Source organism: uncultured Ruegeria sp., from assembly GCF_947497005.1.
Lineage (GTDB): Bacteria > Pseudomonadota > Alphaproteobacteria > Rhodobacterales > Rhodobacteraceae > Ruegeria.
The window spans coordinates 381,738-393,803 of sequence record NZ_CANMFF010000003.1; the positions used below are offsets into that span (position 1 = coordinate 381,738).

Sequence of the window (12,066 nt, forward strand, 5' to 3'; positions counted from 1 at the left end):
CGAACTTCATTCACATAAACAGCGATCAACCATTTCGCGGGGCCGGCGAGGCAGATGGAACCGTCAGTTGGCTCCCAGCATGCCTTTTTCCCGCGCGAGATCCCGCATTTTCTTTTGCAGTTTCTCGAACGCACGCACTTCGATCTGGCGAATACGTTCGCGGCTGACATTGTATTGCGTACTGAGATCTTCCAGCGTCACTGGTTGATCCAGCAATCTGCGCTGGGTCAGAATGTCCTTTTCACGGTCATTCAAAACGTCCAGGGCGGCCGCCAGCAATTCCCGGCGCGCTTCCAGTTCGTCACGTGCTTCGTAGTCGCCGGCCTGATCGGCATCTTCGTCCTCAAGCCAATCCTGCCATTGCATCGTGCCTTCGCCTTCGGAACCGACCGTAGCGTTCAGCGATGCATCCCCACCGGACATCCGGCGGTTCATGCTGATCACTTCGTCTTCGGTAACGCCCAGATCCTCGGCGATCCTCTTTACGTTTTCGGGGCGCAGATCACCCTCTTCCAGCGCACCAATGCGTGCTTTGGCCTTACGCAGGTTGAAGAACAGTTTCTTCTGTGCCGAAGTCGTGCCCAGCTTGACCATCGACCACGACCTCAGGACATACTCCTGAATCGAGGCACGAATCCACCACATGGCATAGGTCGCCAGACGGAAGCCTTTCTCGGGGTCGAATTTTTTGACCGCCTGCATCAGACCCACATTGGCTTCGGAAATCACCTCGGCCTGCGGCAGACCATAGCCGCGATAGCCCATGGCGATCTTTGCTGCCAGGCGCAGGTGCGATGTCACCATTTTATGTGCAGCTTCAGTGTCTTGCTCTTCGACCCAGCGCTTGGCCAGCATGTATTCTTCTTCCGGCTCCAGCAGGGGAAACTTGCGAATTTCCTGCATATAGCGGTTCAGGCCGCCCTCAGGCGTCGGCGCGGGGAGATTTGCGTAATTTGCCATTATGATGTCCCTCCGACAAATGTTTAAGTCTTTAACATAGGATATGGGTAAGAAACGCTTCCCATTCAAGAGGTGCTGCTAACAGTCTGGAATTAATCTTACGTTAAGGAAAGATAAAAAGCCCTTTTTCACAGGACTTTGCTTATTATGACAGCGGTCTACACAGACCTTCAATAAGGTTTTGCATATCTTCCGGCAAGTCGGCCTCGAACCGCAGATTTTCACCAGTGACCGGATGTTCAAACCCCAATACGGCGGCATGAAGCGCCTGACGTGGAAAATCGCGAACAGCATCCGCTGAGGCCGGAGAAAACGCCTTGGCAGACAGTTTTCGCTTACCGCCATAAACCGGGTCGCCAACAAGCCCGTGTCCCGCATGGGCCATGTGCACGCGAATCTGGTGGGTTCGACCAGTCTCAAGCCAACATTCGATCAGAGCCAGACCCGCAGGTGTTCCAAAAGTTTTGACAACACGCGCACGCGTCACGGCGTGGCGCCCACCGTGGAACAGAACCGCCTGTCTTTGGCGGTCGGTCTTGTGCCGTGCAAGTTGCGTTGTCACGCGCATGATGTTGCCGGGTTCAAAGCTGATCCCTTTGACACCGCGCAGACGAGGGTCATTGGCATCCGGCACCCCGTAACACACCGCGCGATAATAGCGTTCAACACTGTGTGCCGCGAATTGATCGGCCAGACCGTGATGCGCTGCGTCGGATTTTGCGACAACCAGAAGACCGCTGGTTTCCTTATCGATCCGGTGCACGATACCAGGGCGTTTCACCCCGCCAACGCCCGACAAATCGTCCCCGCAATGATGTAGCAACGCGTTTACCAGCGTCCCGATTGGCGAACCCGGTGCGGGATGCACAACCATACCTGCAGGTTTGTTGAGCACGATTACGTCTGAGTCTTCGAAAACAACCTCAAGCGGGATATTTTCGGGGCCAATATGACTGTCTTCCGCCTCGGCCACGGCAATCGTGACCTGTGCGCCTTCAGGCACCTTGGCCCTGGGATCGCGTGTCTCGGTTCCATCGATCTGAACCGCGCCTTCTTCGATAAGGCGCGCCAGACGGGTACGCGACAGGTTTTCCCCGTCTGGCACATCCCGGGAAAGCGCCTTATCAAGGCGAGGCGGCGGATTGGCCGCAATCTGAAACTCTATCTGGCGGGTGCCCATGACTGTCCCTTCCGAACCCCAAGAACCGCAGGAAACACCACAGTTGCGATTGCTGCGGCGTATGGTCATGCTATTGACCGCGGTGATGATTGGCGGGGTTCTAGTGACATTCGCCCTGATTGTCATCCGCCTATCGGACCGCACCCCTACCCTGCCGGATCAGATCGAATTGCCGGACGGCGCCCGGGCGCAGGCTCTAACAATCGGCTCCAACTGGTACGCTGTCGTCACCGATGACAACCGTGTTCTGATTTTTGACAAGACCACCGGGAAACTGCGTCAGGACATAGCGGTCGAGTAACCAACTGATCCGCACCGGCCACCCGTCCAGGTACCTTTCGCGTTCGAGGGCACAACCTCATCTCAGCCGGGAAACAGCCGCGTTCCGGTCCATGTACGACCCAACCGCTGATCCAGCGTATCCGAACGTATCTTGAGCTTGCCCGAGATCGGGGACAACGTGATGTCGCGCAGACAGATCCTGTCCCTAACCAAGAACAGGCTGATGCGTGCGAATTCGAGGTTCTGTCCCAGGGTTTCAGCAATCCCGACCATCTCGTCAAAGCGCTCGGGCCGGGGTTCAACGGTACTGCTGGTTTGAAAAAACAGTTCATCGGCAACATAGTTGTATTCGCGGTCATGGAGCATTTGAATGCGCCCACGTCCCCGATCACGATCAACCTGCACTAGCTGAACCCGCCCGGCGATTACCCAAAACTGCCACTCGCCGGTCTGTCGATCCCCAGCCGCCAAATCTTCCTCTATGAAATAGCGGGGCTGTCCGGTGACGCGCCACCATTCACCGGTCCAGAAACCTTCGGAAGTTTTGGTCTTGTGCCACGCAGCCAGATATTTGTGGGCGTCATCGCGCTGCGCATCATCCAACGGAAATGATAAGGCAAGCTTTTGCGCCTGACTTATTGTTCCTCTCAGCCAATACAGCCCCGGCTCAACATCGAGCGTGTCCGGTAAGTTCGGAGAAGGCGACTGCCACACGGGGTCTGGGAAAGTGAGCCGTTCCGAAACATTTGCCGGGCCTTTGTTCCGATCGGCGATTAAGGTGTCCGGAATTTCACCGAACAACTTCATGACCAACAGCTTTTCAGAGAACGTCGTTGGAGCGCGCAGGTCAGGCAAGTACCGATAGTTGTCGGCAAAATTGTACAGTGACAATCCAAGCGCATTCAGGCGTGCCTGGTCGCTACCATAATGGTCCCACCCGCGCAGGAAACCGTCGCGCGGTAGGGTATTCACACCATACAGATTGTCAGCCTTGATCGCATCCAGATCAGCCTGCGCCGCTTTCAGGTAGTCTTCCCGGTCGGAAAGCAGGGCAACGGACATAACACCGCCCGTCGCGTCTCGGATTTCTTCCGTCGTTGCGTGCAATGAAGGAAGGTTTGGCGGGAAACTGATCGGCGTGGGTCCACGTCGGCCGTGGTTCGGCAATGGCGCGTCACCCGGGCGAATTCCCAAATTCCTTAGGCGCCGGTCCAGGAAAGAGTGGCGTTTGATGCCGTTTGCAATCCACCATCGCATCCGGCGCCCCCACAGATGTACGGCAAGCGTTTCCTCTTTGATATAAGCGTTCCTGAACTCTCGGACATGAATATCATTTGCTTGTCCCGCCCGCCGGAAAGGCAATGGATAAAAGACTGGTATCGGGCTGGCATGTTTCAGTTCGTCGTAGTGGCGAAGAAACCATGTCATGACACCGGGGCCGTAGACGCTGTGTTCCTGATCTGATGCATGCGGCAATGCACCCGCGCGTTTCTGACGCTCAAGTTCTGCCCGCTCTTCGCCTTCAACCCAAGGGCGGATCGGGTAAGGGTCCTGACAATACTCCGAATACGCGTTCAGCGTGGGGCTGTCAGATGGCAGCCGCATAACAGCATTACAGATGGTGTCGCGGTTGAAATACCCAAAAATGTGATCTGCCCACGGAATGGGAGAAATTGCCAACACATCCGTATCACACCACAGAAAGTCTGTTTTCTTCATCAGGTGTAATCTGAAGATATCAGATTGCGGCACCGGCGTTTTAAATTGGTTGTTCATGATGAACTGGTCGGGCTCATGAATTTCGTTCGCCGATACCAGCTCGATTCCGGAGGGAACGTTTTCGACCTGCCCATAATGAAACAAAACAACTCTGTGCCCGCATTCGACGAACGATAGCATGCACACCTGTTCCAGGAAGCTCAGGCTTCCTTCCATCCATAGCATCCCAATCGTCGGAAGAGAGCGATCCGCAACCATTAGTTCATTTCTCCGGGGGCTGTACTATCAGGATTCTGGCTGATTTTCATCGGAAGAGGAAGTTGTTCCAGCCGAAAGCCGTTCCCGCACACCTCGATCCTGCGCCACAAACCCCGCCGCAGGTTTTTCCAGCAGTTTCTGATATAGCTCATGATATTCAGGCAGATTTAGCAGGTCATTAATCAGTGCCTTATGCCATCGGAACGCTCTTCTATGTAAACGTCGAAGCCGATCATCAGCGCGAAACTCTTCCAACACCGCGTCGACTTCGCCCTTATATCGCAAAATCGTTTCATCTTTTGCCCCGCCCCGGTTCCAGCGGTCCCAGTATTCCGTTCCCAGGGTCTGAGACGAATGATTTGCCCGACCACGGCTGCGCTTGGCCAGATACGCTTGCGTTGACCGGACAGCATAGTGGTTGATTTGCGCAATTTCAAAACCGAAGGGTGGCGCGACATGGTTGCCGAATGGCGCAGGTTCTGTGGCGTGTCCCCCGGGCACAGACCGGAACACGCCAGCCTGAAGTTCGGGCCGGGGATGCGGGTTGTGCAAACCGTAACGCAGATAAAAATCACCCTGCCGGAACAGGGACTTGACAAACCGACGCCCTGCCCCGCCCTGCTCGAAATCCAGTTCACAATCGTAGAATTGCCGCGTCACAAGCGTGTCGCGCATCACATGCCGATTACTGTTGGAAAAAATCTTCCAAGGGATGGAAATGACGTCTACGCCCGGCGTCGCCTCAATCAGATCATCAACCTTGTGGTTTCCGACGTGAATGTTCAGGAATTCATCGGCGTCACCGACATAAATCCATTTCGCCTCTTTCACGACTGGCAAGCGCCGCGCCTGTCTTAATGCAGATCGGTGAATTCCGCCCGTTCCAACGCGGTTTCTGTGAAACTCCACATGACCCAAGTCCTGCAAACGCCGAAGAATCTGGTTTGTGCCGTCTGTACAGTCATTGGTGTAAACAATGATCCGGTCAAACCCCAGCACCTTGTAATGGGCCACCCATTCCAGAATATAGGGGCCTTCGTTCTTCATCGCAGAGATGAGGATCTTTTCAGGCTTTTCCATCGCTGCGCTTACCCCCGCTGCCTAGTCGCCCTGACCTTTGCTGTCATCTTGCGGGACGATTTTTTCTATGGCGATCTGCGCGCCGGCGATTGCCCGGATGCGCAGCTCTCGGGGGTGTTTGCCCAGAAACTCGTTGACCGCGCGGATCACACCGTCGCCCCACCAACCACGGCGGTGGTAGTCGTCGAATGCCATGATCCCACCCGATTTGATCTTGGGTAACAATGCAGCCAGATCGGCGGTCACGCCTTCATAGGAATGGTCCCCGTCGACATAGGCAAACGAGATGCTTTCATCGTCGAAAAGGTTAAGTGCAGGCACGGAAAAATCGCGGATAACACCGACCTTGCCCTCTTCGATTTCCTTTTTGAAAGATTTGACGACTTTCTGGAAGATGGCTTCCATTTTCTCGTCTTCGGTCCGGCCCACAAACGCGGTTGTATGCGATTCTTCACCAATGTGTTTCCACGGATCGATCAGAAAGAGCTGGCTGGGCTCGATCAACTTCAGGATGGTCGGAGAGAATTCGCCTTGCCAAACACCGATCTCAACAGCCAAGCCACCTTTTGGCAGGCGCGAAAGGAACGTACGACGGATCGCTTCTTTGCTGTTCTTGCGCTTGGTCGCCTTGTCAGACTTCGGTTTTTTCTGACTGCCGGGTGCAACACCGATAACCTTGGGTTCGTTTGACATCTCGACCTCACTTACAGACGGGTGTTCCGTTCACTTAAATCCCGTTTTGTTTGTTGAGACATGGCTACCATGCCGTCGCATCGAGAACCAGAAGCTAAGTGTCCTTTTTGTCAAGTGGCGGTAACTTGTCGATACCGAGCCACGGAGGCTGCAAGCTGGTTATCCTGTACCTTGCGGCATTGCGCCCGAGAAAACTGTTTATGGCTGCATTCATACCAGAATACGATCCTCCCCCATGACGCCGGTAGGACGTGAACGCGATACTGCCGCCGGGCGACAGAACCCGGTCGATGCGGCGCAACAGTTGGTTCATGACCTGCTCTGCCCGCACCCCACGAATGATGACGACGCCAATGCTTTCATCTTCGAACAGCTTCAGCATCAAGGGCGGCAGTGCCCGGTAGACCCGCAATCGCCCGGCAAGGATCGGTTCGCGGAAGCATTCGAGAAAGGCGTAAAATGCCCGATCAAGTGCTTGAAGGTCTGGATCCTGTACTTCATCTGCGCAGGCGAAACTGTCCCAGGACAATCCCCAAGGGGCAATGACGGTTAATTGAGACACGGTTTCAAGCGTCAGAATTTCCTCAACAATTTCAACCTCGACCTGCCCTATCAGAACCCAAGCCCTTTTACCGCTGATAGACTTGAGAAAACTGCGGCGCTGCTCTTGTGTCCGCGCAATCTCCGGCGAAACAGGCGGTAGAATATCAGGATCTCTCGGATCAAAGGGCAAAGAGAGATGTTTTAACTCGGACACTCGATCTCGCTGCGCTCTTGCCTCGGTAGGTTCCAAAGTCGTTTCCAATGAATCCAACCGAACAAACCAGGGGTACGCGTTAGCTTTTGAATTTTGCGCCTTCGCCATGTGTCCTAACCGGTTCCATTTGGCTTTATGGGCGAATGAAACGTCGACATCTGAATACGTTTCGACATTGGGTAATAATTGAGATTTGGCACCGAACAGAATGCTGGCCTCTTCAATAATGCCTAAGTCCAGTGCTTTCAAATAGTGCCCACCCCGAAAACCCTTGTTTCGGCTAACGAACTTTCGGGCCGCATCAGTGTTTCGCAGAACAGCAATTCGGTCTTTATGAAAATTCACGGTAGCATGATGCAAACCTTCTAGTACCGGATCCTCTCGCAGACGATCATAGACCGACCGCAATTGCTGCACTTTGCCAACTATCGAAGTTTCCTCAACAATGTTATGGCAATGCAGATTCCAATAAGATTGACCGGATGCCTCCATCTTCGGATGAAAGGCCGTGGTATTCACATCTCCCCGCAACCTTTTCATCAGATAACTGTCAATCGACCTGACAGCATAGTGGTTCATTCGAAACAGCTTTTGTCCGAATGCCGCACCAGTCATGGAAAACCCCCATCCGCGCCGCCGCATCGCCGGTGGCAATGGGTCCCCATCTCCGTCCACCCACACAAAACGATCCGCTTTTCTACGAACAGGTCTGCGGGGTCGGTGGGTGTCAACCGCGTGATAAGAACCATTGTTTCTGTAAAGCGATTTGAGTGCACGCAGATTTTGCGGAAGTACTGCCCCAAGCTCTCCAGCACGAGTAAATTGCTCAATGACAAACCGATCTTCGAAATCGATGACTCCATTGTGCCCAAATAACTGCCACAGCGCGACAAACCCGTGGGCATGCGGCAAAGCGCGAAACAGGTCATCCAATGTCCCGTCGCCGACGCGGATGTCAAAGAATTCATCCACATCACAAACCAAGATCCACTCGGCCTCTTTATACCAGGGGTGTTCCATCGCGTTGGCATACGCCGATGCCTGCGGTCCGAATTTCCAAGGTCCGGGATTGTCGATATGCGCCAGAAAACCCAGTTCCTCGCATCGCTTAAGGATCGCGTCGGTGCCATCGGAACAATCGTTCGAATTGACGATGAAATGCGTGAACCCGATCGAGAGATAGTAGGCAATCCATTCCAGGATGAACGGCCCCTCGTCTTTCATCGTGGATATGACAAGTCTCATCGCAACTACCTGCAACCATCGCCCGCAAATTCAGGATAATGGGAAAAAACGCATCTTTGCAGACGTATAGCGCGCATCCCTGCCTGCAGCTTTGTTACGGGCCTCGGAATTGCATTGCAAGCGGACGGGCCAGTCAGCCAGCTCAGGGATTACAATACTCATCCCCCAAAACGGGCACATCGGTGCCCCGATCCTGTTTACGCACTGTTGTGCACGAACCGAGGTCTATTTGATTGCCTTCGTGCTTCTATCATCTATAGGTGTCGTTCAATATTGCCAAAGGTATTTGGCTGCAAAGATACGGTATTTTGAGCGGACTATGACAGCTTATCATAAAGAGCGAAGGGCTCATGGCCTTGATGCCCTGCGGGGAATAGCTGCTGTTGCCGTAGTGTTTGTGCATGCAGTTCACATTCATCCACTTGGTGTTGAGCACAAGGATTGGAGCACCGATTATTTTTCGATGGGTGTGCCATTGTTCTTCATAATAAGCGCATTTTCCATGTCGCTTGCTTATCCCGGTGGTGTTTCCCTTGATCGTAGCTGGACCTATGCCTTGCGCAGGTTTTTCCGGATCGCACCACTCTTTTACGTGATGCTCATTGCTTGGCTTTATGCAGGCGTCCAAGCCGAAACGGGTACAATCCTCAAGAATGTGACATTTCTTTTTGGTTTTGTTCCAAACGAACAAACCAGCCTTGTTCCCGCTGGTTGGTCGATTGGCGTAGAAGTTATCTTCTATCTCTTGTTCCCGTTCCTCTGGGCTTGGCGGAACATATGGGCGGCGCTGCTTCTTTTCTTGATCGCATGTTTAGGCTGGGCTGCAATAAATCTAAACAGCCAGGGCGAAGTGCCGGACTACTACTATTGGACCAATTTTCTCACCAACGCTCCTTTTTTCGCATTGGGTCTGATCGCTTGGTGTATCTATCAAACGACAAAAGCGTCGTTGATGCGCCCTCTCGGCTTCCTGGCACTCGCTGCCGGACTGGCGGGGCTGACTTGCATGTTTCTGTTTGGACCCTTCCCTGACACCGCGCAGAAAGTACACGAACCGATCCCCTTTATTTTTGTTCTTGGCTGGGGTCTTGCCTTCGCATGTCTTGCATTATCGCAAGCTCTTCAGCCCGTTGCTTTTCTAAACAACCCCGTTACCCGATTTCTTGGAAAAATAAGTTACAGTCTCTATCTGATGCACCCGTTCCTGATTTATATGACAAACCTGACCAGATGGGCCGCAACATTGACGGATAATCCGAACCTTGTTGTACCCGTTGTCTGCGCAGTTACGCTTGCCGTAGCAATTCCGATCGCAACTGTGCTGTACTATGTTGTTGAAGTTCCGTTTATGTTACTTGCCCGCTATGTAACCAAGCCAGCTTCAAGAAATACAGCTTCGCAACGATTGGCGTAGAGAGAGCAGAACCCACCGACCAGCAACAATTCGAGCTTAGAGAATTAGAGGAATAGCCTCGCCTTTGTTGCGGGCAATTTCGGTGATGTCAAAGGTACCGCTCTGAAGCTCTGCGTCGCCCCGAACAACCATCACGGAATGATTTTTGACTATGACTTCACGAACGATATCAGGTCGACAAGCGCATGCCATGACGCACTGAAGCACCAGGTTTGCCAGCCCCTCTTTTCCCTCGAAATAGTCGGAATTGTAGTGCTCTTCCATTGTAGACCATTGCCAGTCTTCAATGACAAAGATGCCGCCTTCCGACATGCGTGGGAAAACAAGGTTAAAAGACAACTTGGTTTCCAAATATTGGTGCGAAGCATCATCTATGACGAGATCGATCTTCTTATTGCCGAACTCTGCGTCCAGCAATTCGCCGAACCGATCAATATCAGCCTGACTTACACCCTTATAAAGCCGCACATTTTTCTGCCGCGAATGCTTGTCGATATAGGCGTCAAGATGTGGCAACTCACGCGTCGAATATTCAATTGCAACCAGTTTATCAGGCCGAAAGACGCTGTCGAGCAGGGCAACGCTGCCCCCCTGCCATACCCCGATATCGACGATATTTCGGACGTCAATCTTCGAGGTGCATTCGAGTTCCGCTTCGATCATTTCCCGGGTTTTCACCAAGAGAAATTCGTTATCGTTTGAGGTCATCGCGTGATATTCGGAATTGTCGACCGTCGCGAAAAAATTGACATCACCAACGGAGCATCTGTTCCGCTCGGACCAGACAATCGGTTGGGTTTTCTTCTCTTCCGAACCGCCTGAAAGTGAATGCAAGACAGTCGAGACAGTTTTCTTGAGTTTGCTCATCACTATGCCCTTACCTGATAACTTGCGTGCTACTTCACCCGAAAGGCGCGTGTTTACAAGCTTCCTTTTCAGCAAACGCAGAAAGGGTCGCGGAGACAGTTGATTTGCTACCTCACAATGGGTTGTGTCAGATCATATTCGGCGAGCTTATTGCGGAGGATGGCGTGACCGCTTGCGCATCGGCGTACGGCATGGAAAGAAACAATTCTTTCCGTCCGGTCGCGGTGAATATGGCACTTCTCATAGGAAGCGTGACTCAATTTAGTCGTACCCGAAGGTCCTGTTCAGCGAATCTTGTTGAAATTTTGCCGGATAGAGGTCAGAACCAGCCCGACATCTACACAAGGTTATAGTCAATGCTCGCGGAACTTCGGGAACAATATCTGACCACAGTTGCCCGTGCCCTTGATGGCACGATCTATGAAGACCCACCAATTTTGTTTGGAGACACCCAGCCGGATTACGATTCCCAAAACCGGGAATACGGTTGGGATTGGCCATCCGTAGCCTTCACAATGGTGGGCAGTAAGCGGTTGGCCAATGTCCGCGCCATGGTGGAGTCTGTCATTGGCAACAATGTTCCCGGGGATTTTGTCGAAACCGGAGTTTGGCGTGGCGGTGCCAGCATCTATGCCAAAGCGGTCCTTTTTACATATGGCCAGAATGACAGACGAGTCGTTCTATGTGACTCATTTCAAGGTTTGCCCAAGCCAAATGAAGAGCTTTATCCCCATGACAAGGGATCAGACTTCCACAAGTACGATGCCCTGGCAGTTTCGGTTGATACAGTAAAAGCAAATTTTGAAAAGTTCGGACTTCTGGATGATCAGGTCGTGTTCATTGAGGGCTTCTTCAAGGACACCATGCCGCTAGTACCCAGCGAGAAGATCGCTGTGCTGCGCCTTGACGGCGATATGTATGAATCAACCATAGATCCCTTGCGGCATCTCTTTGGCAAAGTCTCGAAAGGCGGATGGATCATCGTAGACGACTATCACGTCGTTCCTGCAGCCAAGGCTGCCGTACATGATTTTCTCGACGAAGTCGGGTATCAGCCGCCCACGATCAGTGAGATCGATGGTGTGGGGGTATATTTCCAGAAAGTGTAACGAGACCTTTGGAAGAAACTTTGGGCACACGATTGTCGAAAATCGTGTGCCCATCTAAATTTCGACATTTGAGGCTGCACGTAGAAACCAGTGTACAGGTAAGCAATTTCTCAGTGCGGGTCATGTCAAAGACGCGGTCCCCCTGGTCCCCTTAATGCAATATTGATTACAGTTTTGTCGGCAGTGCTCTATTTTCGCGAGCCAGTTCAAGCCCCCCATTCCTCTCGCGAGTTACAGTTCGTTCAATGTGGAGCGAATGTGAGTCAGGACCCCAGAAGCATGCATTCTTTTGTCTCGCAAAACTAGCGTAGCTCGAACATCAGCTGACGTATTGAATCAGAGACAAATCCAAAATGAAAACCCGACTTAAATGGTCGAAAAGTCCAACTTCTGACAGTTTTTACTCAAGATGCTGAGTTTGGATTTGACCTGCCCCCCGAGGCTCCCTCATTCATAACGAGAGTCTGCGGGTCTGGTCTTCATATTCGTCGTCGTTGGTTTG

At 52.6% G+C, this 12,066-nt stretch carries 10 protein-coding genes; 3 read left to right on the forward strand and 7 right to left on the reverse strand.

Annotated features, from left to right (window positions below; all coding sequences use genetic code 11):
- Positions 1–63 precede the first annotated feature (63 nt).
- Together rpoH and Q0816_RS06670 are read right to left on the reverse strand one after the other, a co-directional pair.
- A complete protein-coding gene (gene rpoH / locus Q0816_RS06665; RefSeq protein WP_298848836.1) occupies positions 64–960 on the reverse strand; it encodes an RNA polymerase sigma factor RpoH in 897 nt (298 codons plus the stop codon).
- Positions 961–1,105: 145 nt separating this feature from the next.
- Entirely contained in the window at positions 1,106–2,140 is a 1,035-nt protein-coding gene (locus tag Q0816_RS06670) for an RluA family pseudouridine synthase (protein WP_298848838.1), read from the reverse strand.
- Here Q0816_RS06670 and Q0816_RS06675 point away from each other — a divergent pair.
- Positions 2,139–2,441, forward strand: coding sequence for a DUF6476 family protein (locus tag Q0816_RS06675; protein ID WP_298848840.1), 303 nt, complete (start codon positions 2,139–2,141; stop codon positions 2,439–2,441). The genes Q0816_RS06670 and Q0816_RS06675 overlap by 2 nt on opposite strands.
- Positions 2,442–2,503: 62 nt before the next feature.
- On the opposite strand, the gene Q0816_RS06680 is transcribed toward Q0816_RS06675, so the two are convergent.
- From Q0816_RS06680 to Q0816_RS06695, 4 genes are all read right to left on the reverse strand, one after another.
- Positions 2,504–4,357 carry an ATP-grasp fold amidoligase family protein gene (locus Q0816_RS06680; protein WP_298848843.1) on the reverse strand — a complete coding sequence of 618 codons (1,854 nt, stop codon included), beginning with the start codon at positions 4,355–4,357 and terminating at the stop codon, positions 2,504–2,506.
- Between the two features lie 69 nt (positions 4,358–4,426).
- The gene (locus Q0816_RS06685) at positions 4,427–5,479 is read right to left on the reverse strand and encodes a glycosyltransferase family 2 protein (protein WP_298848846.1); all 1,053 of its coding nucleotides are present in this window, start codon (positions 5,477–5,479) and stop codon (positions 4,427–4,429) included.
- A gap of 21 nt (positions 5,480–5,500) precedes the next feature.
- On the reverse strand, positions 5,501–6,172 hold the full coding sequence (locus Q0816_RS06690; RefSeq protein WP_298848849.1) for a class I SAM-dependent methyltransferase: 672 nt from the start codon (positions 6,170–6,172) through the stop codon (positions 5,501–5,503).
- Positions 6,173–6,266: 94 nt separating this feature from the next.
- Positions 6,267–8,174, reverse strand: coding sequence for a glycosyltransferase family 2 protein (locus Q0816_RS06695; protein ID WP_298848851.1), 1,908 nt, complete (start codon positions 8,172–8,174; stop codon positions 6,267–6,269).
- Positions 8,175–8,493: 319 nt separating this feature from the next.
- On the opposite strand from Q0816_RS06695, the gene Q0816_RS06700 reads away from it, so the two are divergent.
- Positions 8,494–9,588 (forward strand): acyltransferase, encoded by a 1,095-nt coding sequence (locus Q0816_RS06700; protein WP_298848853.1) that lies wholly within the window; start codon positions 8,494–8,496, stop codon positions 9,586–9,588.
- Positions 9,589–9,624: 36 nt separating this feature from the next.
- Here the strand turns inward: Q0816_RS06700 and Q0816_RS06705 are convergent, their stop codons facing one another.
- The gene (locus Q0816_RS06705; RefSeq protein WP_298848854.1) at positions 9,625–10,455 is read right to left on the reverse strand and encodes a class I SAM-dependent methyltransferase; all 831 of its coding nucleotides are present in this window, start codon (positions 10,453–10,455) and stop codon (positions 9,625–9,627) included.
- A 356-nt stretch (positions 10,456–10,811) separates the two neighbouring features.
- On the opposite strand from Q0816_RS06705, the gene Q0816_RS06710 reads away from it, so the two are divergent.
- Positions 10,812–11,564, forward strand: a complete 753-nt coding sequence (locus Q0816_RS06710) for a TylF/MycF/NovP-related O-methyltransferase (RefSeq protein ID WP_298848856.1) — start codon at positions 10,812–10,814, stop codon at positions 11,562–11,564.
- Positions 11,565–12,066 lie beyond the last annotated feature (502 nt).